This is a genomic window from Paenibacillus wynnii (genome assembly GCF_030812855.1).
In the GTDB taxonomy this organism is placed as follows: Bacteria; Bacillota; Bacilli; order Paenibacillales; family Paenibacillaceae; genus Paenibacillus_AQ; species Paenibacillus_AQ wynnii_A.
In genome coordinates this window covers 17,634-40,803 of sequence record NZ_JAUSTK010000002.1, presented here as the reverse complement: position 1 = coordinate 40,803, position 23,170 = coordinate 17,634, and the positions used below count along the sequence as shown (strand labels likewise).

Sequence of the window (23,170 nt, the reverse complement as noted above, 5' to 3'; positions counted from 1 at the left end):
AGATCAGTACAGGAATGTTATATTATGAAGAGAGAAAGTGAAATGTTTCACATAAATGGACAATTGATTATCAGGGGGCTCACTTATTTTGTTCATTACCTTAAAAAAGACAAGAACGTGGTGTTCACCGGACGATCTGAAAGAAGAGCAGAGGTGCTCCTTTCAACCTTATGAAGCTAACAACAAAGGGATTTACGATTCTAGTCCTTTACATACGCCAACTTTACCGGAGGATGATATAAAGTCCATCTATCAAAAGGCCATGATTTTGTCTATCCGCCAAGAGATGGTTAAAATTTGTGAATATATTTCACTTTCATTTGTTGTTTTTTTAACGGATGAGAATGGGAACATTCTTGATTTGGTATGCTCTTCGTTGGATATGCAAGAGGACATGAATAAGGCTGGACTGGGTGCAGGAGTAAGTTTGTCTAAGCTGTATTCCGGTCTAAATGCGGTGTCGCTGGCTATGGAAATGAACTGTATTGGAGTCGTAAGAGGTGAGGAACATTCGGATTCTACCTTTAAAGACTGGAATTGTGTGTGTGCCCCATTGCAGCTGGACGGAATTGTAAGGGGTTACGTAGATATTTCTTTCAACAGAGGCCAACAAATTGAGTTCGCCATTCCTTTTATCAAGCAGATCGCGGAGAATGTAACTCAGAAATGGATGAATAGAAATTCGGAGATACAGCAATCTCGATTGGAAGTCAGTTTTCACGAATATAAGCTTACTGCTAGAGAGAAGGATGTAGCTCATTTGTGGATACAGGAAAAAAGCGCATTGCACATCTCCAGTATGCTAGGCATTAGTGAAGGAACGGTTCGAAATGTGGTGAAGAGTATTTATACCAAGATGAATGTGAATGAGAGGCGCCAGTTTGCTAAAAAACTTGTTCAATAGCACATAAAATGACCCCAAAGCTGTAGCTTTGGGGTCATTTTTAATTATTGTTAAGCTTAACGGACACAGCAGACGCTATTTGCTGCAATTACCTGAATTTCTTATCTATGCGGACTCAGGAGGTTTAATTACAAGAATTCGGCTATAAATAGCCACGTATTCATAAATAACGGCATCTGTGTCCGCATAACTTACTTATCGAGCAATTTATAGACAATAAGGGATCTGGAGTCCGCATAGGTGTAAAAGCGAATCGACAAAGGTACCGGTCAGAGACGGGGCGAGCAACCAACCAGGCCGTAACATCAAGTGATTCCTGCCGCGACATTAATGCGCCTCGCAAGAGGAAAGAAAAGGAAGCCAAATCCCGTGCTTTTGGACGAAGGCCAAGAAAGTTGCAGAGAACTTGGTGCGGCAATGAATCCTCTGGTGTAAGGGGAATGGTATGGTTGGAACGAGGGGGCAGTGAACTCGGGAGACCCTCCCCTGCACCGAAAGGAAAAGGTAAAGGGGCACTCTATAAGCCCAGAAGGTGAAGCTTATTCAAATTTTCACGGTAGTGACTCCTGAGTCTTAACTTAATATCTTAAGTTCATCTTATACAAGTGTTCTTTTGATATTGTTTAACAAATCCTTTGATTAGAAAACCTAGTAATGAGGGCAGCATTACAAATCTATAACGTCTGCTTTTTTTAATATGATGTAAATTATGTTGTATAACAGAAATGAGATGGTGATAGTAAGCAAAGGAATGATATCCACATTTGTTTTTATAAATTTGTACCCCACAGAAAGCAAGACGGAGTAAGTCAATATAATGAAGAATGCGAAGTTAGCACCAAATAGTATTAAAGAAATCAAAGCCATAAGAATGCCTAGAAATAAAGTCAAATTTCGGAGCCGAATCATCATATTGATACTCCTTTCGGTTCTGATATACTAGCTGAGAATTTTTTCTATTATAGATCCTACGCTATAACCCAGTTGATAAGAATGTTCTACGAGATTAGTAGCGCCGATAATAAGATAGGTAATGCCTTTAAGCATTAGGAACAGAATAGGTAAAATAAGCATCGGACCTAATTTAGCTGCCAGCTTATCCAAATCGTCTTTTTTTATCATAGTTTCATCTCTCCCCGAAAAGGTGTACACTCAATTCCCCGTACTCTCATAACGTAATAGTCCAAGACGAAAAATACCATAGGCTGCTGCCGCACTTCCAATAGCCGCAACGGGAGCCAACATCCACCAGCCGGACCACTCGCTTTTTCCGAATATATAGGTCGCCGGATAATAGCTGATAAAGGCATAAGGCAGGGCCGTAGAGATGAAAATACGTATGGCCTGAGGAAATAAAGTGATTGGATATTTGGCCAGGTCAGCGAGATTATGCACCATTAGCGGGAAGGCATTGCGGGCATTACGAATCCAGAATGCAGCGGAGTTGCCGGCCAAATTAATGGATACACGGATAATTACTGCTGTGATGAGAAGCAACAGGATAATAGCGATTTTAGTCAATGACCATTCCAAATTACTATGTACAAGAGACTGCCAGACAATAACCCCGCCGATAAGTACATTACCCAGGCCGTTAATTCCAATTCCCGTGCAAAAGATCTGAAGAACAACAGGAACAGGACGAAGCAGATACCGATCCAGCTCTCCCTGGTTTACCAATCTGCTCATTCTCCAAGTCCCTTCAAAGAAAAGGGAAGCAATCCCCTCCGTAAGAAAGATCATCGCGTACATAAAGGTTACCTCCCAGAATTTCCAGCCGTTAATGTCGGGTATCCGGTCATAAATAACCCAGAGAAAGATAAATCCTAGAACCTGTGTCAATGCGGCGGAAAACATGAGAATGTAGAAATCCTTATTATATTCCAGGATGGCTTTTAGCTGTTGTGAATACATTTTTTTGTACAAGTAGAACATACGTGACAAAGACATCGTAAAATTCTCCCTTCTAACCCCCATGAATGGTGACCTGGCGAACGGCCCAGTTCCACATGAATTTTCCCGCAATCCATAAAGCGACTCCCCAGAAGCATTGAATACCAATCAGCTTCAAGGCTTCCCATGATTCAGCTTGTTGCAGAAAAATCATAGTAGGGGTGTGAATGATACTCTGGAAGGGCAGCCATAAAGCCAGCTTTTCCAGCCAACCCGGGAAAAAAGCTAAAGGTACCAAAGCACCGGATAATAAATTCGTGAGCGCGATGCGTGTCCAGACAATTCCGAGGGAACCTGTTGACCAGAAGCATAACAAAGCTGCCAGATAAACAACGCCAAATTTCACGAGCATAGCTGCCAGTAGACTCACGGCGAATAACCCGTATACAAGAGGAGAATGGGGGACGCTGACTCCTGAAGTAAACAATAGGAACACACCAATCAGAACGGCGCTTAGTGTTCCTTCTAACAGACTTGAGCCTAAGGTCTCAGCGAAGCGGGCGGTCTGAAAATCAATAGGCTTCAGCAGGTCGGCGGCGACACTCCCGTCCAGTATTTTTCCGGAAATCGAAGTTTCAGAATACCAGGATAATACTGCATTGGCTAAGAAGGTAACAAGCAAATAGGTTTTCATCTGATCCCAAGTATATCCGCCCAAGGACTCGCGTCCGCTGTAAATACCGTGCCATAAAAAGTAGATCGCCAACAGATTCAAGAAGTTAGCCAGAAAACCAATCACGTAAGAAATCCGGTAGGCCAAAATGTTTTGCAATGAACGGTTGGCAATGCTGCTGTATTTCTTAATCCTGATTACAGACATGACACTAGTTCTCCTTCACTGTTCCTGCTTGAATTCAGGTTCAGCTTGCCGTCATATACGGATTTGATGACTTGCTCGATACTCGCATCTTCCATACGGAAATCCACCACTTCACCATGCTCCATCACCCGGCTTACCACCTCGCTTGCAGTATACTTATACCGGTCAAAGGATATGGAAAACTCCAGCTCGCTTTGGATATCCAGCTTCATCCCGTCACTTTGCTTCAGCTTCCGAAATAGATCTGGCATGGGAGAGCTCACTTGGAAGAAGATCACTCGTTCGGTAGCAAACCGGGATTTGACTTCCTGTAAACTTCCGTCATAAATAATGGAGCCGTGATCTATAATGATCAGCCGTTTACATAAATCCTCAATGTCGCCAAGATCATGAGTAGTGAGCATAACCGTGGTCTGCTGTTCCAGATTAATCTTCTTGATGAATTCACGGATTTTTTGTTTGACGGATACATCAAGACCAATAGTGGGTTCATCCAGATATAGAATCGGCGGATTATGTAATAATGAAGCGGCCAGGTCCGCACGCATGCGTTGACCCAGGGACAGCTTTCTTGCAGACAAGTGAATAAATTCATTCATACCCAGAAGTTCGATAAACTGATCGAGGTTAGTCTTATACACCGACTCCGGTATTTGATAAATATCCTTCAATAAAGAAAAAGACTCCGTAATAGGGATATCCCACCACAGCTGTGTGCGTTGTCCGAAGACGGCTCCGATCTGCGCGGCATTCTGCATCCTATTTTTATGGGGACTGATGCCGTTTACGGTCACGGTGCCCGAAGAAGGGACCAATATTCCCGTTAACATTTTGAGCGTGGTTGATTTACCTGCTCCGTTCGGCCCCACATAAGCGACCGTCTCACCGGTTTCAACTGTAAGGTCCAACGGCTGTACGGCTACCTTCTCTATATGTTTAGGGATAAATAAATGTTTGACTGAACCTTTCAGTCCGGGTTCCTTCACAGCTTGCATGAACGACTTAGACAGCTGCCTTGCTTCAATAATACTCAAAGGAAAACCTCCTCAGGAATAAGCGCTTCCAAAATAATCATTCAAAAAATATAGCATAGTCATCTTGTCGAAAACTATCAGATTATAGCGAAGGGATTAAGTCTTTTTGGTGATATTCCGGGGCGACCTTATCCTTACGGACTGTAAAGACCTTATTTTGAGTTATCCCACGAAAATTACAATTATGCGGACACAGGGGCCTTTATTTGTGCTCAAACCACGGAATGGAGTGGGTATCTTTATAGATAAGCGCGTCCCAGTCCGCATAGTAGCAAAATGAGAGGATATGGAGCAAATAGCGGCTTCTGAGTCCGTTTGGTAAGATTGGTTTCAAATAGAGCAGACATAGATAAAAGCAGCTAATCCGCAGGTCATAATAATCACCGGGATGGGCCGCTTCACAAACCATATCATGCTCATGTTCAATATTTCTTTTGAGACTTTGAATATGAAAAATTGAGTGTATTATAGACGATTACATAGAAGAGTAAAAAGATCGTTATATCGAAAAATAATCTAAAAAAATCAAATTTTTCATCAAATAAGTGATATTCGAAGTTAACCATTTTCAGAAATAATTTCGAAAATATGCAAGCTAGAACGATAGATGTCATTAGTAGTTTACTTTTTTTCATAATCATAAAAGGGGTTCCTCCATACTATTCATTAAAGCTGTGTGATTTAATATATTCTATACAAATGAACGATCATAGAAATATCCTCTGCTGTATATTTTCATTTTCCGAATAGTATGGTATGGCGATTCATTGAATGTACTAATATATTTTTAAAAAAGCGGCTAATCCCTAAAGTCTAATGAAGACTTTCGGATTAGCCGCTTAAATTTCATCTATTTATCTACTTAGTTCATCCGCAAGAGCAATTCAACACCGGCTTACGGGCTGCCTGCGTCTCATCCAAACGGCTGATCTCCGTTGTATGAGGGGCGTTGATGACTACTTCCGGCGTTTCTTGTGCTTCCTTCACAATCTGGATCATCGTCTCGATGAAACCGTCGAGTGTTTCCTTACTTTCGGTCTCAGTAGGCTCAATCATCATGCATTCTTCCACGGTTAGCGGAAAATACACGGTTGGCGGATGGTAACCGAAATCAAGCAGGCGTTTGGCTACATCCAGCGTGCGGACGCCATATTGCTTAAGGTTTTTGCCGGACATTACAAATTCATGCTTACATACTCCCGGATACGGAATTTCAAAGTAAGGCGCCAAGCGGTGCATCATATAGTTGGCGTTCAGCACAGCGTTCTCTGACACCTCGCGAAGACCATCCGGTCCATAGGTGCGAATATAGGCGTAAGCACGGACCAGAATACCAAAGTTACCGTAAAAAGCCTTAACGCGACCGATTGATTCAGGGCCGCCGAAGTCGAGTGAGAAGCTGCCGTCTTGCGTTTTAGCTACCGTAGGTTGTGGAAGGAAGGGAATCAACCTTGCTTTTACGCCAACAGGACCGGCTCCCGGGCCACCACCGCCATGCGGTGTACTCATCGTCTTGTGTAGATTCAAATGGACTACGTCAAAGCCCATATCTCCGGGACGGGTGATGCCCATAATCGCGTTGGAGTTCGCACCATCGTAATAGAGCAGGCCGCCAGCTTCGTGCACAATAGCCGCAATCTCTACGATTTGCGTCTCGAACAATCCTAATGTACTTGGGTTCGTCAGCATCAATGCTGCGGTATCACTACCAACTGCTGCTTTCAATGCTTCAAGATCAACCATCCCTTTATCATTAGAAGGAATCGTTACGGTATCCAGCCCAGCTGCAGCTGCGCTGGCAGGATTGGTACCGTGTGAGGAATCGGGCACGATGACCTTGGTACGGGTCTCACCGCGGCTTTCATGGTAAGCGCGAATCATCATCAGTCCGGTCCATTCCCCATGAGCCCCAGCGGCTGGCTGAAGGGAGACGGCATCCATACCTGTCAGCGCTGCCAGATCATTTTGCAGGGTGTACATTAACTCAAGCGCCCCTTGGATACTTTCTTCCGGTTGATACGGATGAATCTTGGCCAGACCGGGGAATCGGGCAACATCCTCATTGATCTTCGGATTATATTTCATCGTACAAGAACCGAGCGGATAAAAGCCGTTGTCTACACCGAAGTTGCGGCGTGAAAGAGCGGTGTAGTGGCGAATTACATCGACTTCAGACACTTCAGGCAAAACCACCGGTTGGCTGCGCAGCAGACCCGTCGGAATCAAGGATTCGATGCTTAGGTCTTGCGGTACATCGCACTGTGGCAGGGAATAGGCCGAACGGCCGGGACGACTTAATTCAAAAATCAGAGTTTGTTCCGGTTTCATATACAGCCCTCCAATGCATTTGCGAATTGGTCAATTTCTGCTTTGCTTCTCTTTTCCGTTACGGCAATCAGCATATGTCCGGCCAGTTCTGGATAATCCCGACCAAGATCGTAGCCGCCGAGATAGCCTTCCTTAAGCAACTTGGAATTAATGGACTTCACATTGCTTCCTTCAGGAAGCTTCAATACAAATTCATTGAAAAACGGAGTAGAGAAGGTGCGTTCAGCACCACTTAACTCGCTAAGCTTGCTGGCGGCATAATGACTCTTACGTATATTTAGCTCACCAACCTCGCGCATGCCTTCCTTGCCCATAACGGATAAGTAGACAGATGCGCAAAGTGCCAGCAGTGCCTGATTGGAGCAAATGTTGGAGGTCGCTTTCTCGCGGCGGATATGCTGTTCACGAGCTTGTAGAGTAAGAACGAAGCCGCGCTTGCCATTACGGTCAACGGTCTGACCTACGATACGGCCCGGCATACGGCGCATCAGCGGTTCGGCTACGGCGAAGAAGCCGCAGGTTGGTCCGCCAAGAGATGCCGGGATGCCGAGCGGTTGCGCATCGCCAACAACAATGTCGGCACCCAGCTTGCCCGGGGTTTCCAGAACGCCGAGGGCGATCGGATTCGCGCTGACGACAAGCAAACCTTTCACCGCATGAATTAACGGCTCGATCGCGCTCAGATCCTCTATGCTGCCGAAGAAATTCGGTGATTGCACCAGCACTGCCGCTGTATCGCCATCTATAGCTTCAGCCAATTTTGCCAGATCGGTAACTCCGTCTTTATAGTCAATCTCTACGACATCCAATCCCCAGGCATTGGCTGAAGTGCGCAGTACCTGCCGTGCTTCGGGATGGACTGTGCGCGAGACAATTAGTTTTTTTCGTTTTGTCGCACCAGCTGCGAGGACCGCTGCTTCCGCGAAAGCTGTAGCCCCATCGTACATACTGGCGTTAGCTACTTTCATACCGGTCAGCTCGCAGATATAGGATTGGAATTCAAAGATTGCCTGAAGCTCCCCTTGGCTAATCTCCGGCTGGTAGGGAGTATAGGCCGTATAGAATTCGGAGCGGGAAATCACATGATTAATCACAACAGGGATATGGTGATCATAGAGTCCGGCACCCAAAAAGCTTGCGTGAGTGTCAAAGTTCGCATTTGCATCAGCCAGTTCTTTCATATGGCGCAGCAGCGCGTATTCATCAAGGGCTTCCGACATCGGCATGGTTCCTTGATAGCGGACGGCTTGAGGGATATCCGTGAAGAGCTCCTCAATGGATTGAATCCCGACGGTTTCCATCATCTCTTTGCGGTCTTGTTCAGTCATCGGCAGATAACGGTGCTTCATTGCGGATTCACTCCTTGGCTTTTTTTATAAAAAGGGGCCTTAATCACAACAGCCTTCAACTGCTTTCCCCTGATTTCCACATAAACCTCAGTGCCTAGTTCACTGTACGCTGTATCCAGCAAAGCCAGCCCTAAATTGCGTTTGAGCGTGGGGGACTGGGTTCCTGTAGTGACTTCTCCTATTTTCATCCCATCGGCGTATACCGGATAATGCGAGCGCGGAATGCCGCGGTCAATCATTTCCAGACCCACGAGGCGGCGGGGAAGACCGGTTTCTTTTTGCTGCAAAAGAGCATCACGCCCGATGAAATCGGCATTGTCTAGCTTCACGAAGAACTGAACTCCAGCTTCGAGGGGCGTAATATCGGCGGAAAGTTCCTGGCCGTACAAGGGAAGTTTTGCTTCAAAACGCAGCGTGTCACGCGCGCCCAGACCGGCAGGAGTAAGACCAAAAGGTGCACCAGCTGCCAGCAGACCGTTCCACAACGTTTCGGCAGTATCCAGCGGCGCGTAGATTTCAAAACCGTCCTCGCCGGTATATCCGGTACGGGATAGAAGAACCTCTACTCCGCAGACGCTTGCTTTTTCGATGAAATGGAACGGCTTGAGCTCAGCCAAGGAAACATCGGTTACTGTAGCGAGAATTTTTTCAGCCAAGGGACCTTGCAACGCCAACAGCAGCGTCTCGTCAGAGACATTGGTGAGCGTTACATCCCCGAAATCCGCGGTAAGGTGATCCTGCAACCATTGAAAATCCTTGTCGATGTTGGATGCATTCACAACAAGCATGTAACGGCCTTCTCCCAAACGGTACACGAGCAGATCGTCAACTACACCACCATCCGGATAACAAAGAAGCGTATACTGTGCGCCTCCATCGAGGAGACGGGTAACATCGTTGGTTGTCATTTTTTGAATAAAAGATTCCGCTCCTGCCCCTGACACCATGAACTCGCCCATATGCGATACATCGAACAGGCCGGCCTTTTGCCGAACCGCCTCATGTTCCTTCACGATACCTGTAAACTGAACCGGCAGCTCCCAGCCTCCGAAATCAATACATCTGGACTCCGGAAAAGCGGAGTAGAGGTCATAAAAAGGCGTTCTTTTCAAAGTATCCATGTCGTCACTCCCCTTGGTCTGATTACATACAAAAAAGGACAGGCAGAAGAGAGATATGCAATAAACCGCATATAATCATCTTCCGCTCTGTCCTTTGTACCTGAGAGTTACCCTGTTCCACATGAGTGGGCAGGTTTCCCCGTTGGTGATCGGGCGTCTAAGTGCACGCCTAATGCTCTCCAGAGATGCGTCCGGCAAAGGTCCTTTTGCCTGAGAGATTCACCCATCCCGGGCTTACTCCTTCGGCGCCGTCTTCAAGAGACAGTCTCTCCCTATGCCATCATTCGCAACAACGTTAATATTCTACTGACTCCATTAAAACGGGTAGACTCCTCTGCTGTCAACAAAAAAACGTCAAAAAGATGACAAATTTAAAATTCCTGTCAGCTATATTGACATTGAGAGGCGCGATAACTTAGGCTATAACTAATTTTACAACTCCAATTTTGGAAAAGAGGCGGCTTGGGAATGAGTGAAGTCTTAGACAATCTGCTTTACAGTGATGAGCATGAATGGGCACAGCAAGCAGAAGGACGCGTAGTACGAATTGGGATTACGGATCATGCTCAGCATTTGCTAGGTGACATTGTGTTTGTGGAGTTTCCTGAAGTGGGGGCTAGTATAACTGCAGGCGACAGTGTAGGCAGCATCGAGTCCGTGAAGACGGTATCTGAATTATATTCCCCGATAACGGGAACGGTGACCAAGATTAACGAAACCTTGGAGACCAGTCCGGAGCTTATTAACGACCAGCCTTACGGCGGGGGATGGATTTTTGAAGTGGAGATTGATGGCGAATTTGCTGACGTGGCGGGTCATTTGCTTGATGCTGCTGCTTATCGGGCTTTGGTGGGAGAGTAACAGTTGTAAATAATGGGGAATTGACAGGACTCAGGATTCTATAGGACTCACCAGGACTCACCAGGACTCACCAGGACTCACCAGGACTCACCAGGACTCACCAGGACTCACCAGGACTCTAGGGGAATTTCTCTTAAAGTCCTGTTTTTTTGCTTTTGGAGCACGCAAAAAATCCTGCAAAAAGTACAACAATTCAGAGTGTGAGGGCCAGATTAGGCTGGAATCCTGCACAAAGTACAACAATCCAGCGTGTGAGAGCCAGATTAGGCTGGAATCCTGCACAAAGTACAACAATCCAGCGTGTGAGAGCCAGATTAGGCGGAAATCCTGCACAAAGTACAACAATCCAGAGTGTGAGGGCCAGATTAGGCTGAAATCCTGCACAAAGTACAACAATTCAGAGTGTGAGGGCCAGATTAGGCGGAAATCCTGCACAAAGTACAACAATTCAGCGTGTGAGGGCCAGATTAGGCGGAAATCCTGCACAAAGTACAACAATTCAGCGTCTGGGGGCCAGATTAGGCGGAAATCCTGCACAAAGTACAACAATTCAGCGTCTGGGGGCCAGATTAGGCGGAAATCCTGCACAAAGTACAACAATCCAGAGTCTGAGGTCAGATTAGGCTGGAATCCTGCACAAAGTACAACAATCCAGCGTGTGAGAGCCAGATTAGGCGGAAATCCTGCACAAAGTACAACAATCCAGAGTGTGAGGGCCAGATTAGGCTGAAATCCTGCACAAAGTACAACAATTCAGAGTGTGAGGGCCAGATTAGGCTGAAATCCTGCACAAAGTACAACATTCTCCTACAGCATGCCGCTCCAGTATTCAGGTCTTTAATTTACTACCTCTTGCAACTGCCGAAGAACGATAATCTCAACACGGCGGTTTTTTTGGCGTCCGGCTTCAGTTGTATTACTGACGGCCGGGCGTGTGTCTGCATATCCTGCATACTGGAACTCATCTGGATTAAGATGCTGCTTTTCCAGGAAAAAGCGTAATACGGACAGCGCACGGGCACCGGACAGCTCCCAGTTGTCCTCATATTCAGACGTGGATAATACTAGCGTATTATCCGTATGACCTTCAATGCTCACCACCGCACCAATACCATTGAATAAGCCGGACAGTTTCTGAAGCACAGGGAGGGAAGGAGACTTCAGAGCGGCATCACCGACATCGAACAGGAAGCGGTCACTCATCTTTATGGCGATACCTTGCGGTTTATCTTCTACAAAGATTTGGTCCCCCAAATTATTGTCCTGTACATACTTCGTGATGACCCCGACCAGTTCGGCAAGTCGAGCTTCCTGTTCTTTAAAAGCAAGCTCACGAGCCGTAGGCACAGCAGTCTCAGAGGGAACTTCAGCACCGCTCCCCGCAGGCCCCTGCCCACTGCTCGCAGAACCATCAGTCCCACTCCCTGAATCGTTCCCAGTACTCCCACCAGATGCATTACCCGATGACTGTCCTGCCGCTCCTCCCGAGTTGCTTGCAGGGGTCTGCCCCTGTGTAGAATCAAGAATCCCTGTTCCCCCGTCCAGTGCAGGATTGCCGGATCCGAAGGTTTCGGATAACGAATCCGTTACAATTCCGTATTTATTGCCGTCCAAGCTGCTCATCGCGTATAAAATGACGAAAAAAATCAATAGCAATGTAATCAGATCCGCGTAGGTAATCATCCAACGATCTCTGACTTCCTGTACAGGACCCCGTGTATTTCTGCGCCCCCGTTGTCTCATAGGAACCCTCTTTTTACGTCGTCAAGTTCCTCGGACCGGGAGTCAGATAGAAACGAACCTAGCTTTTTTCGGATGAGCATTGGATGTTCTCCATTTTGCAGGGAAAGGATGCCGACGAGCAGCATTTCCAGTACATGTATATGGCTCTGGCCGCGCGATTTAATTTTGGAGGCGATGGGTAAAAAAATAAGATTAGCACTAGCTACTCCGTATAGGGTTGCGGTAAAAGCAACAGCGATAGAAGGGCCGAGATGGGAGGGATCGGTTAGATTGCCCAAGACACGAATAAGGCCCATAACGGTACCGATAATGCCCATAGTTGGTGCGTATCCGCCAGCGGCTTCGAAAATTTTGCTGTAGCTTTCATATTTCAACTCCATAGCGTCCATTTCTAGTTCAAGAATCTGCCGTACCTGATCCGGATCGGTCCCGTCCACAACCAACTGCAGTCCTTCCCGTGTGAAAAAGTGGGGATGCTCTTCAGCCCTCTGCTCCAGAGCCAGAACACCGCCACGGCGGGTAATCGCAGCCAAAGCGATGATTTCTTCCACCTTTTCCGATCTGTCTTCTTTATGACGCCCAAAGGCCAAACGAAGAGCGGCAGGGATCGAACGCAGCTTGGAGGCGGGGAAACTGATTAATATCGCAGCCAGGGTACCGCCAAATACAATTAATGCGGCGTTGGGCTGAAACAATCCAGAGAGACTTCCTCCTTCCCAAAAAAAGCCGCCAATGAGAGCCGCCAGTCCGGCCAAAATGCCGATTACTGAGGTAATATCCATTTATATTGCTCCTATTCTGATCTATATTATGGTTTGCAACGTTCTAAGCAACAATGTATAATGAACGGGAACAAGTATTCTTATATTGTATATTTTTCACTATCGTATGGAGATCATTAATTAAGACAACAATTGAATAAGATACCTTAGGATTCTAAGGGGATCTTTCTTACGGAATAGGATTGGAAACTATTGTCTAGCAGGAGATATTCCTGTTATATTTATATATTACTATATTTTAGATGTTTAAGGGGAGACGGACAAATGAGCGATATTGTCATCAGTAAGCAGACTTTTGAACTGGAGTCCGAATACACACCCCAGGGCGATCAGCCACATGCCATAGAGGAATTGCTAGAGGGCATCCGTTCGGGCAAGAAGCATCAGACGCTGCTGGGAGCGACGGGTACAGGTAAGACTTTTACTATCGCGCAAATGATTTCCAAGCTTAATCGTCCTACGCTTGTAATTGCGCACAACAAAACCTTGGCTGCGCAGCTTGCAAGTGAGTTCAAGGATTTCTTTCCTAAAAATTCAGTAGATTACTTTGTGAGTTATTACGATTACTATCAGCCGGAAGCCTATATCCCTTCCTCTGATACCTATATTGAGAAAGACTCCAGTATTAATGAGGAGATTGATAAGCTGCGTCACTCGGCGACCAGTTCACTGTTTGAACGGCGAGATATTATTATTGTAGCGAGTGTATCTTGCATTTACGGCCTCGGTTCGCCGCAGGAGTACGGCAGTCTCTTATTGTCGCTTCGAGTTGGCATGGATAAGCCTCGCAGTCAGATTCTTAGCCGACTTGTGGATATTCAATATCAGCGCAATGACATCAATTTTGTGCGCGGAACCTTTCGTGTGCGCGGGGATGTGGTAGAGATCTTCCCGGCATCCCAAGGGGAGCATGCGATTCGTGTAGAACTGTTCGGAGATGAGATTGAGCGAATTACGGAGATTGATGTACTTACAGGTGAATTGATAGGGGAACGCGATCATGTTGCTATTTTTCCGGCGTCTCACTTTGTAACGAAGGAAGAGACGATGCGGGTCGCGCTAGTTAATATTGAAAGAGAATTGGAAGAACGTTTGGCCGTGCTGCGGGATTCAGGTAAGCTGCTGGAGGCCCAGCGGTTGGAGCAGCGGACACGTTATGATATTGAGATGATGAAGGAAGTTGGCTTTTGTTCGGGGATTGAGAATTACTCCGGTCCGCTGACCTTTCGTGAGCCTGGTGCAACGCCGTATACTTTGATGGACTATTTTCCGGAAGATATGCTTATCGTCGTCGATGAATCCCATGTAACGCTCCCGCAGATTCGAGGGATGTATAACGGTGACAGAGCGCGTAAGACGGTTCTGGTAGAGCATGGCTTCCGCTTGCCGTCTGCACTGGATAACCGACCGCTGCAGTTTGAGGAATTCGAAGATAAGGTAGGGCAGATTGTCTATGTATCGGCTACGCCTGGACCTTATGAGATGGAGCATTGCGACACAATGGTTCAGCAAATCATCCGCCCAACCGGTCTGCTAGACCCTATTATTGAAGTTCGTCCGACCGAAGGACAGATCGATGATCTCATTGCAGAAATTCGCCTGCGGATTGAGCGGGATGAGCGTGTACTGATTACTACGCTGACTAAGAAGATGTCTGAGGACCTTACGGATTATTTGAAGGAAATCGGCATTAAGGTTCGCTATTTACACTCGGACATCAAGACGTTGGAGCGTATGGCTATTCTCCGGGATTTACGTCTGGGAACCTTCCATGTGCTGATCGGGATTAACTTGCTCCGGGAAGGACTGGATTTGCCTGAAGTATCCCTTGTAGCCATTCTCGATGCTGATAAGGAAGGGTTCCTCCGTTCGGAGCGGTCATTGATTCAGACGATTGGCCGTGCGGCCCGTAACTCTGAGGGCAGAGTCTTGCTTTACGGTGACAAGATTACAGATTCAATGGAAAAAGCTATTAGTGAAACGGCCCGTCGGCGTGAGCTGCAGATTGCGTACAATGAGAAGCACGGGATTACACCTACGACAATTAATAAAAAAGTCCGTGAGATCATTGAAGCAACGAAGGTTGCGGAATCCAAAGCGGATTACCTTACAGGGGTGGGCGGCAAGCTGAATAAGAAAGAGCGTCAGAGCCTGATGCAGCGTTTGGAAGCCGAGATGAAGGATGCCGCCAAGAACCTGCAATTCGAACGTGCTGCCGAGCTTCGTGATGCTCTCCTGGAGCTTCGGGCTGAGTAGAAGGGCCGTTCTTTTTCAATAAATCAGAGTGCCCGCGTTGAACGCGGGATCGAAATGTAGAGGAGATGTTACACCGTTGGCGATCGAAAATATAATAATTAAAGGCGCAAGAGCGCACAATCTAAAGAACATTGACGTAACGATACCCCGTGACCGCTTCGTTGTGCTGACGGGGCTTAGTGGTTCGGGCAAGTCCTCGCTTGCATTCGATACTATTTACGCGGAAGGGCAGCGGCGGTATGTAGAGTCACTATCAGCTTATGCGCGCCAATTCTTGGGGCAAATGGAGAAGCCGGATGTCGATTCTATTGAAGGCTTATCCCCGGCGATTTCCATCGATCAAAAAACAACCAGCCGCAATCCGCGGTCTACCGTTGGAACGGTGACAGAAATTTATGACTACCTGCGTCTGCTCTTTGCACGTGTCGGTCATCCCCACTGTCCAGAGCATGGCATTGAAATTACTTCCCAGACTGTAGAGCAAATGGTAGACCGTATTATGCAGTATCCTCAGAAGACCCGGTTGCAAATTCTTGCTCCGATTATCTCAGGACGTAAAGGCGAGCATAAGGGACTCTTTTCTGATATTTCCAAGCAAGGTTTTGTACGCGTACGTGTAGACGGTGAACAGCGGGATCTGTCTGAAGATATTGAACTTGAAAAAAACAAGAAACATACGATTGAAGTAGTGGTTGACCGGATTGTCATCAAGGATGATGTAGAAACCCGATTGACCGACTCTTTAGAGACAGCCCTCAAGCTCTCCGGGGGACAAATCATCGTAGATATTATAGATCAAGAAGAGCTGTTATTCAGCGCTAGCTTTGCTTGTCCAGTGTGCGGATTCAGTATTGAAGAGCTGGCCCCGCGGATGTTCTCATTTAACAGCCCATTTGGTGCCTGTACAGAGTGCGACGGTCTTGGAGTAAAGATGGTGGTCGATCCTGATCTTCTTATACCGGATCCCGGCAAATCCATTGAAGATGGTGCCTTTCTGGCTTGGACAGGCAGTACATCGAATTACTATCCGCAGTTTCTCAAATCGGTTTGTGAGCACTTTAAGATTCCTCAGGATATCCCTGTAAGTTCATTGACACCTGATCATATGAGCAAGCTGTTGAACGGCACTGGCAGTGAGAAGATCCGTTTCCGTTATGAGAATGATTTTGGTCAGAAGAAGGATGCAATGGTGGCCTTTGAAGGGATCATTCCGAATCTGGAACGCCGGTATCGTGAGACGGCCTCTGATGGAATTCGAGAGTTTATAGAAGGTTTCATGAGCGCCAAACCTTGTCATGTATGTAAAGGTAAACGTCTTAAGAAAGAAATATTGGCGGTGACAATTAACACGCAGAATATTGCCAATGTTACAGATCTTTCGATAGGCGACTGCCAGGAGTTCTTTTCGAATATTGTACTCAGTGAGAAGGAAACAGCGATTGCTAATCTGATCCTCAAGGAAATTTCCAGCCGTCTAGGGTTTCTAGTGAACGTAGGTCTGGACTATTTGACGCTTAGCCGTGCAGCGGGCTCCTTGTCCGGCGGTGAAGCACAGCGGATTCGATTAGCGACACAGATTGGTTCCAGTCTGATGGGCGTATTGTACATTCTGGACGAGCCTAGTATAGGCCTGCATCAGCGCGATAATGACCGTTTAATTTCTACATTGGCTCATATGCGTGATCTGGGTAATACCCTCATTGTAGTTGAGCATGACGAGGATACGATGATGGCTGCGGATTATATCATTGATATCGGCCCTGGGGCAGGGATACACGGGGGTCAGGTTATCGCTCAGGGAACCCCGGAGCAAATTATGAATGATCCCAATTCCCTAACCGGTGAGTATTTGAGCGGACGTAAATTTATTCCCGTTACCTCTAAACGCCGTTCTACCGATGACCGGTGGCTGGAGATTCGTGGTGCCAAGGAGAACAATCTCAAGAACGTCAATGTTAAAATTCCAATGGGTGTCTTCACCGCAGTAACGGGGGTATCCGGTTCAGGTAAGTCATCTCTCATCAATGAGATCTTGTACAAGAGTCTTGCCCGTCAATTGAACAAAGCCGTTAAGATGCGTCCCGGTCTCCATAAGGAGATTCGCGGTCTGGAGCATTTGGATAAGGTTATTGATATCGACCAGTCACCGATTGGCCGCACACCGCGTTCCAACCCGGCAACCTACACCGGCGTGTTTGACGATGTACGCGATTTATTCTCCAAGACCAATGAAGCGAAGGTACGCGGGTTCCAAAAAGGTCGCTTCAGCTTCAATGTGAAGGGTGGACGCTGCGAGGCATGCCGCGGAGACGGCATCATCAAGATCGAAATGCACTTTTTGCCGGATGTTTATGTACCTTGCGAGGTATGCAAAGGCAAACGATATAATCGTGAGACGCTTGAAGTTAGATATAAAGGAAAAAACATATCCGATGTATTGGGAATGACCGTGGAGGATGCGACTGAATTCTTCAAGAATATCCCAAAAATTCACCGTAAAATGCAGACGTTGATGGATGTGGGTCTGGGTTATATTAACCTGGGTCAGCCCGGTACGACTTTATCCGGTGGCGAAGCCCAGCGTGTGAAGCTCGCCTCAGAGCTGTATCGCCGAAGCACAGGCAAGACGCTTTATATTTTGGATGAGCCAACTACCGGCCTGCATGTGGATGATATCGGTCGCTTGCTGGAGGTGCTGCACCGCTTGGTTGATTCGGGCGAATCCGTACTCGTTATTGAACATAATCTGGATGTCATTAAGACAGCGGATTACATTATCGATATGGGACCGGAAGGCGGAAGTGGCGGGGGTACAGTGCTTGCTACAGGAACACCAGAGCAGCTAATCAAAGTAGAAGCGTCATATACAGGGAGATATCTGAAGCCGGTTCTGATCCGCGATACCGAGCGCACGCAGGCGCTTGAACTGCAGACCGTTTCAGTTCATGATGCTTAAATTAAATAATAGAAAAGGGTCCCGGCAGCCATTTTCATGGCTTTTGGGACCCTTTCTTATGGAGTATCCATTCGTTAACTTAAAGTGGGAAAGGGAGAGTGCGATGCTCGTTGTTGCTGAGTTGTGCACATTCGATGACAGCGATAACATTCAAAGCTTCTTCTGCACTGACAGGGGAGGGGGCACCGGATACTATAGAACTATAAATGCCCTTATAGTAATCTTGGTAACGGCCGGGCAGGGTTCGAACACTTTCTCTAACCGTCAGCCCGCTTTTGTTCTCCCAGACAAGCATTCCGAAGTTTTCCTCTGAGTCTTCTCCATAGAAGGGGCTGCCGGGCCGACCTCCACCTTTTAAGGTTTCCTCTTGGGAGTCTAGGCCGTATTTACTGAAGCTTCCTTTATCTCCATGAACAAGAAAATGAGGTCCGGGCTCCTTCACTAGCATGCTGGAGTGCAGGATAACGCGCAGCCTATCATACTTCAAGGTAATGTGGAAATAATCATCCGCTTGAGCGCCTTCCCGCTGTGAGAGGATATCCCCTATGACATACTGGGGGTTGCCGAATAGAACTAGAGCTTGATCAATCAAATGTGCTCCTAAGTCATACAGCAGCCCTGAACCAGGAATCCCGCGTTCTCTCCAGCGGTCACGAACTTCACGCCGATACCGGTCAAAGTGTGCCTCATATGTAAAGACCCTGCCTAGTCTGCCGGAGTCAATGATCTCCCGCAGGGTAAGAAAGTCATTATCCCAACGGCGGTTATGATATACGCTGAGTAGAACTCCTTTGCTGCGGGCGAGGTCAATTAATTCTTTACCCTGCGCATAGGTTAAGACGAAAGGCTTCTCAACGACAACGTGTTTACCCGCTTCAAGGGCTTCCTTGGCAAGAGGAAAGTGAGCTTCGTTGGGGGCTGTGATAATGATAAGATCCACATCCTTGCGGTGGATGAGAATGGAATGTTCGGATTCCACAACAGCCTCAGGCAAGTCCTTTTTTACCAGTTCGGGTTTGGAGGAGGAGACCGCCGTGATCCGGAAGCCGCTAATAGTACCGAGTAGGGGGGCGTGGAATGTGGATGCGGAGAAGCCGTATCCAATCAGACCGACACGAACGTTGTGCATACCTTTCAGCTCCTTAGAAGTTGGGAATTAGTGGTGAAATGGGCATAAGTCAAGCATGTCCGTCGTAAGATTCAAAGAGAGACCCTTACGTTGATATATTAAGTAAAGAATATTACGTTGATACCCGCTGACTTGCACCTTGATAATTTAATATACTCATATGGTCAATGATTTATATCATCGTGGTTTGGGTTTTTGGGGTGTTTTTAAATTTTTTTTGCGACAAATACATAATTTTTAAGATTTTTCTATTGCGCGACCCAAATGGTAACGATAACATAGAAGATAATAAAGGGAACAAGAGGACTAGTGAATTTCACAAGCGAGCTTGCCTGACAAAACTTTTTTGAGGAGGTAACGCCATGCTGCTTGCAGAAGCCGTTGCAACAGGAGCATCCAAGTTCCATACGTTTGATGTATTCATGATTTTGTTCACCATTCTTATTCTGGTAGGATTGGTTCGATTACTTAAGGCTCCGCAAAAAAACAAATTCGCTATCGGTTTTGGAGCCGTCAGTCTGCTCGTATTTCTCATTTCCGATTATGCAATGGTTGTGAACTGGTTAAGTTAAACGAAATTATCTTTTAAAAAGATTTACACCCAAAAGACACCTTTAACGCTTCGGGCGATTGAAGGCGTCTTTTTTTACAATGAAGGATAAAGAGAGGGTTCGGTGAGGGGTATGGAGTTGGGCACAAAAAAGTTGGGGAAGAAGAGCGCTGTTCTGCTGCTGAGCGGATGGCTGTTCTGTACGGTTTGGACGGGAAGTGCTGCTGCAGAACCGACGGCAGTCAATAGGGAGGCTATGGTGCATGAGAGCCCGGCTCATCTGGTGATCCATGAAGTGGGCAGTGTGGCTGTTAACAAGAAGAAACCCACTGCTGCAGAGGATCTGATCCCGCAGATCATCAAGGACGTAACTCCGTCAGTAGTCGGCATTATCGGCAAGTCCTCAGGGGAGCGCTATGTCGGTGTGGACGAACGGTACAATCTGATGCATGGCTCCGGTATTATCGTAAAAAGCAACGGCTGGATCATAACCAATGCCCATGTGGTGAAGGATCTGCAGAACACAGTGGTGGTCACTTCTGACGGGAAGACATACAAGATCATAGATACCTATTTGGATGAGGTCAGTGATTTGGCGTTGATCAAAATTAATGCAGCCGCCCTGAAGCCTGCTAAGCTGGCCAAGTCTGCATCGAATGCCCGGGTAGGGGAGAAGGTTATTGCTATTGGAACGCCAATCTCTTTTGCCCTGCGCAGTTCGGCTACCATGGGTGTTATTAGCGGACTTAATCGTACGGTAGATGCCTCTTATCGTCTGATCCAGAGTGATACAGCAATTAACCCCGGCAATAGCGGAGGGCCTCTGATCAATATGAAAGGCGAAGTGCTGGGCATTAACAGCTTGAAATATTCCGCCATAGGCGTAGAAAATATGGGTTTTGCGATTCCTTCGGAAACCGTTCAATACATTATGAACCAGCTGTTCAAATATGGTGAAGTCAAACGTCCAAGCCTGGGGCTGGAGCTGGAAGCAAGCTGGTCCAGTCTGGTGGGTCTGCCTACAGAAGATCCGTTAACCGTGACGAAAGTAAACTCTTCAGGAGCACGAAAAGCAGGTATCCTCGAAGGAGATGTTCTGTACAGCATAGACGGTCACCGGGTGACCTCGAATGTGGATATCAATGAATTGTTTAAGGGATATGCACCGGGTAGTGTGGTACGGCTGATGATGCAGAGCGAGGGAGACATCGTTATCCGCAAGCTGGTGCTGGGTCAAGGAGACCCTGTAGTCACTGGAGAAGAGACTGAGACGGAAGAGGATTGATTACGAAAAGAACAGTGATCTAACAGGGGGAAATGAAGGATGAGGAAATTAAGCTTAACCCGGGGACTGCATACAATATTGGCGATGCTGCTTCTGCTGGCACTTGTACCAATAACCACAGTTCAAGCAGCAGCGAAGGATAAACTGGAGCTGCTTCTTAAGGTGGGTAGTACTACCGCAACCGTGAACGGAAAGACTATCAAGATCGTGAAGCCTTTTACCGAAAAGGGTACGGTGATGGTGCCGCTGGGTGTTTTTAAAAAGACTTTCGGAAGCACCGTCACTCTTGAACTAAATGATGTCGTTAAGGTTATGTTCGGTCCGCATACCGGTGCGATGACGATTGGCAGCCAAACCGCATGGAAGGATGGCGTAAAGGTGAAGCTAGATGCACCTCCGCGGATGGTTTCCGGTGTGCTGATGGTGCCTCTGCGTTTTGTGGCTGGAGTTATTGGGGCGGGTATTTCCTCGGGTAGCAAAGGTACGATTATGGTGAGTATGGCAGCGCCTTTAGAAGAGAACGGGAGTCCTAAAGACGATGGAATAGACAGTGGTGTAGGTAAAACCAAAGTTGGCAACAGCTACTATCAGTGGAGCATGAATTACCCGTCCGGTCTTATTGTAGGGGATAGCGGTGGGGATGAGAATGTAGCTACGTTCATGAGTTCTGAGAACCTCTACTATCTGGAGATACATGCTACCTTGCTGGAGGTTAAGGCGGATGTAGATGAAATGCTGGATCAGTTGGTTCGCAGCTCAGAGGAAAGCGGTGAGACTATCCTTGACCGCGGAACCTTTCCGCAGGCAACGATTCCATATGCTCGAGTAGTGAGTAAGGATTCCAGCGGAGCCTTGTGGGAAGGGCGTCAATATTATGCGAACGGCAGATTGTATGAGCTGTATTTGACCGATGATAATGCGGTGAATTATAAGGATTTTGTCAAATATGCCGGACTGTTGAATTCATTTCAGCCGTCCTTTAATCCTAAAGACCGATCGATCAGGGATCTCTCTACAGTAAAAGAGGGCTCACGCACAGCTCATAATAGAGATTATGGTATTTCTCTACAGATTCCCGCCGATTGGAGCAAGGATGACCAGCATCTCTATTATGAAAGTAAGGATGGAAGTTATTTTCAGCTAAAAGTGAGCTCGGCTCCCTCAGGTTCTTCACTGGCCAGCTGGGGGGAAGAGTTGAAAAGTCAGGCTGCAGACAGCTTTGTACCGGAAGCCTATATAAACAAAGGCAGCTTCTTTATTAACATATCCGGTGTTCAGGCGCAAATTAATGAAGTACAGTACAACTATGGAAATGGCTGGACTACAGAATATCAGATGCTTCTTCTAAAAAATGGTTACCGCTATTATGGGAAGTTTGTGGCACCTGCCGGACAGGGAGACGAGAAAGCTAAGTTTAATGCCATGGTTTCTTCTATGCAGATAGATTTTGAGACCATTAAGGAGAACTTTGGGCGGTTAGCGGAGGACTCTTATCTATCGCTTAAGAATAAGGCTGTGACCAAAGTATCCAAAACCTTCAGCTATGTAATCGACATCCCGCTGCTGTGGGTGCCTTATCAGGATATTTTTGAGACGCAAAATGTTGAGTATCGATTCACTGGAGGCCGTTTTCAGCTTACTTTAAGTCCTGAGGGATCCATGGAGTTTACTGTTAACCAGCTTAAGGATTATTACCAGAACAAAAATAAAGATCCCAAAGGCCCAATCATCGAGAGTATTGAGGAAGCAACATTCGCGGGCGAACCGGCAACAGTAATCACCGTGCATCAGACAAAGGGCGGTATTCCTAACCGAATTAAAGCCACAGTTTTCAGTAAAAATGATGTGATCTATACACTTACTGTTACGCTAAATGATGCTAATGCTACACCTGTGCAGCAGCAGGTTCTGGAGCAAACGCTGCAGTCGTTCCGGTTTACGGATACAAAGTAAGACTGTTTAAGACTATCTGAGACTATTGCTCTAATTCATGCAATGTTATAATTGTTTTTGACGAAGAACGTCCTTATTGCCAGCCGGCAGGGGACGTTCTTTTTTTTATGTGTAAATTGCCTATGGCGCCTTGTTGATTGGCTGGT

17 protein-coding genes and 1 riboswitch are annotated in these 23,170 nt (G+C 46.8%); of the genes, 7 read left to right on the top strand and 10 right to left on the bottom strand.

What is annotated here, in order from left to right; all coding sequences use genetic code 11:
* Positions 1-88 precede the first annotated feature (88 nt).
* Positions 89-904: a LuxR C-terminal-related transcriptional regulator gene (locus tag J2T20_RS02210; RefSeq protein ID WP_307585161.1), complete on the top strand. Its 816-nt coding sequence runs from the start codon at positions 89-91 to the stop codon at positions 902-904.
* Positions 905-1,843: 939 nt separating this feature from the next.
* On the opposite strand, the gene J2T20_RS02205 is transcribed toward J2T20_RS02210, so the two are convergent.
* The 7 genes from J2T20_RS02205 to gcvT all read right to left on the bottom strand — a co-directional run bounded on the left by J2T20_RS02205 (position 1,844) and on the right by gcvT (position 9,509).
* The gene (locus tag J2T20_RS02205) at positions 1,844-2,026 is read right to left on the bottom strand and encodes a hypothetical protein (protein ID WP_307585159.1); all 183 of its coding nucleotides are present in this window, start codon (positions 2,024-2,026) and stop codon (positions 1,844-1,846) included.
* A gap of 30 nt (positions 2,027-2,056) precedes the next feature.
* Complete coding sequence (locus tag J2T20_RS02200) at positions 2,057-2,854, bottom strand: ABC transporter permease (RefSeq protein WP_307585158.1); 798 nt, start codon at positions 2,852-2,854, stop codon at positions 2,057-2,059.
* 16 nt (positions 2,855-2,870) lie between these two features.
* Positions 2,871-3,677, bottom strand: a complete 807-nt coding sequence (locus tag J2T20_RS02195; RefSeq protein ID WP_307585156.1) for an ABC transporter permease — start codon at positions 3,675-3,677, stop codon at positions 2,871-2,873.
* Positions 3,668-4,711 carry an ABC transporter ATP-binding protein gene (locus J2T20_RS02190; RefSeq protein WP_307585155.1) on the bottom strand — a complete coding sequence of 348 codons (1,044 nt, stop codon included), beginning with the start codon at positions 4,709-4,711 and terminating at the stop codon, positions 3,668-3,670. The genes J2T20_RS02195 and J2T20_RS02190 overlap by 10 nt, the downstream gene beginning before the upstream one ends.
* An 867-nt stretch (positions 4,712-5,578) precedes the next feature.
* A complete protein-coding gene (gene gcvPB / locus J2T20_RS02185) occupies positions 5,579-7,039 on the bottom strand; it encodes an aminomethyl-transferring glycine dehydrogenase subunit GcvPB (RefSeq protein ID WP_307585153.1) in 1,461 nt (486 codons plus the stop codon).
* Positions 7,036-8,388, bottom strand: coding sequence for an aminomethyl-transferring glycine dehydrogenase subunit GcvPA (gene gcvPA, locus J2T20_RS02180; RefSeq protein WP_307585151.1), 1,353 nt, complete (start codon positions 8,386-8,388; stop codon positions 7,036-7,038). The genes gcvPB and gcvPA overlap by 4 nt, the downstream gene beginning before the upstream one ends.
* Positions 8,385-9,509 carry a glycine cleavage system aminomethyltransferase GcvT gene (gene gcvT / locus J2T20_RS02175; protein WP_307585150.1) on the bottom strand — a complete coding sequence of 375 codons (1,125 nt, stop codon included), beginning with the start codon at positions 9,507-9,509 and terminating at the stop codon, positions 8,385-8,387. The genes gcvPA and gcvT overlap by 4 nt, the downstream gene beginning before the upstream one ends.
* 188 nt (positions 9,510-9,697) lie before the next feature.
* A riboswitch (glycine riboswitch) is annotated at positions 9,698-9,793 on the bottom strand.
* A gap of 184 nt (positions 9,794-9,977) precedes the next feature.
* Here gcvT and gcvH point away from each other — a divergent pair.
* A complete protein-coding gene (gcvH, locus tag J2T20_RS02170) occupies positions 9,978-10,370 on the top strand; it encodes a glycine cleavage system protein GcvH (RefSeq protein ID WP_307585148.1) in 393 nt (130 codons plus the stop codon).
* 837 nt (positions 10,371-11,207) lie between these two features.
* Here gcvH and J2T20_RS02165 read toward each other — a convergent pair.
* Together J2T20_RS02165 and J2T20_RS02160 are read right to left on the bottom strand one after the other, a co-directional pair.
* Positions 11,208-12,113, bottom strand: coding sequence for a flagellar motor protein MotB (locus J2T20_RS02165; RefSeq protein WP_307585147.1), 906 nt, complete (start codon positions 12,111-12,113; stop codon positions 11,208-11,210).
* On the bottom strand, positions 12,110-12,895 hold the full coding sequence (locus J2T20_RS02160) for a flagellar motor protein (RefSeq protein WP_307585145.1): 786 nt from the start codon (positions 12,893-12,895) through the stop codon (positions 12,110-12,112). Before J2T20_RS02160 ends, J2T20_RS02165 begins: the two co-directional genes overlap by 4 nt.
* A gap of 264 nt (positions 12,896-13,159) precedes the next feature.
* Between J2T20_RS02160 and uvrB the strand changes: the two genes are divergently transcribed.
* Both uvrB and uvrA read left to right on the top strand, forming a co-directional pair.
* A complete protein-coding gene (gene uvrB, locus J2T20_RS02155) occupies positions 13,160-15,151 on the top strand; it encodes an excinuclease ABC subunit UvrB (protein WP_307585144.1) in 1,992 nt (663 codons plus the stop codon).
* 76 nt (positions 15,152-15,227) lie between these two features.
* Positions 15,228-18,107: an excinuclease ABC subunit UvrA gene (uvrA, locus tag J2T20_RS02150; RefSeq protein WP_307585142.1), complete on the top strand. Its 2,880-nt coding sequence runs from the start codon at positions 15,228-15,230 to the stop codon at positions 18,105-18,107.
* Positions 18,108-18,186: 79 nt separating this feature from the next.
* Here uvrA and J2T20_RS02145 read toward each other — a convergent pair whose 3' ends face one another.
* Positions 18,187-19,236, bottom strand: coding sequence for an oxidoreductase (locus J2T20_RS02145; RefSeq protein WP_307585141.1), 1,050 nt, complete (start codon positions 19,234-19,236; stop codon positions 18,187-18,189).
* A gap of 362 nt (positions 19,237-19,598) precedes the next feature.
* On the opposite strand from J2T20_RS02145, the gene J2T20_RS02140 reads away from it, so the two are divergent.
* The 3 genes from J2T20_RS02140 to J2T20_RS02130 all read left to right on the top strand — a co-directional run bounded on the left by J2T20_RS02140 (position 19,599) and on the right by J2T20_RS02130 (position 23,024).
* Complete coding sequence (locus tag J2T20_RS02140) at positions 19,599-19,808, top strand: DUF2759 family protein (protein WP_307585139.1); 210 nt, start codon at positions 19,599-19,601, stop codon at positions 19,806-19,808.
* 117 nt (positions 19,809-19,925) lie between these two features.
* Positions 19,926-21,071, top strand: coding sequence for a S1C family serine protease (locus J2T20_RS02135; protein WP_307585137.1), 1,146 nt, complete (start codon positions 19,926-19,928; stop codon positions 21,069-21,071).
* Positions 21,072-21,110: 39 nt separating this feature from the next.
* The gene (locus J2T20_RS02130; RefSeq protein ID WP_307585135.1) at positions 21,111-23,024 is read left to right on the top strand and encodes a copper amine oxidase N-terminal domain-containing protein; all 1,914 of its coding nucleotides are present in this window, start codon (positions 21,111-21,113) and stop codon (positions 23,022-23,024) included.
* Positions 23,025-23,170 lie beyond the last annotated feature (146 nt).

What these genes read in the sequence shown, in the direction of transcription:
- gcvPA (WP_307585151.1), bottom strand. Translation starts at nt 8,388, where the DNA reads ATGAAGCACCGTTATCTGCCGATGACTGAACAAGACCGCAAAGAGATG.
- J2T20_RS02140 (WP_307585139.1), top strand. Translation starts at nt 19,599, where the DNA reads ATGCTGCTTGCAGAAGCCGTTGCAACAGGAGCATCCAAGTTCCATACG.
- uvrB (WP_307585144.1), top strand. Translation starts at nt 13,160, where the DNA reads ATGAGCGATATTGTCATCAGTAAGCAGACTTTTGAACTGGAGTCCGAA.
- gcvT (WP_307585150.1), bottom strand. Translation starts at nt 9,509, where the DNA reads ATGGATACTTTGAAAAGAACGCCTTTTTATGACCTCTACTCCGCTTTT.
- J2T20_RS02145 (WP_307585141.1), bottom strand. Translation starts at nt 19,236, where the DNA reads ATGCACAACGTTCGTGTCGGTCTGATTGGATACGGCTTCTCCGCATCC.
- J2T20_RS02160 (WP_307585145.1), bottom strand. Translation starts at nt 12,895, where the DNA reads ATGGATATTACCTCAGTAATCGGCATTTTGGCCGGACTGGCGGCTCTC.
- J2T20_RS02195 (WP_307585156.1), bottom strand. Translation starts at nt 3,677, where the DNA reads ATGTCTGTAATCAGGATTAAGAAATACAGCAGCATTGCCAACCGTTCA.
- gcvH (WP_307585148.1), top strand. Translation starts at nt 9,978, where the DNA reads ATGAGTGAAGTCTTAGACAATCTGCTTTACAGTGATGAGCATGAATGG.
- J2T20_RS02200 (WP_307585158.1), bottom strand. Translation starts at nt 2,854, where the DNA reads ATGTCTTTGTCACGTATGTTCTACTTGTACAAAAAAATGTATTCACAA.
- J2T20_RS02130 (WP_307585135.1), top strand. Translation starts at nt 21,111, where the DNA reads ATGAGGAAATTAAGCTTAACCCGGGGACTGCATACAATATTGGCGATG.
- J2T20_RS02205 (WP_307585159.1), bottom strand. Translation starts at nt 2,026, where the DNA reads ATGATAAAAAAAGACGATTTGGATAAGCTGGCAGCTAAATTAGGTCCG.
- gcvPB (WP_307585153.1), bottom strand. Translation starts at nt 7,039, where the DNA reads ATGAAACCGGAACAAACTCTGATTTTTGAATTAAGTCGTCCCGGCCGT.
- J2T20_RS02165 (WP_307585147.1), bottom strand. Translation starts at nt 12,113, where the DNA reads ATGAGACAACGGGGGCGCAGAAATACACGGGGTCCTGTACAGGAAGTC.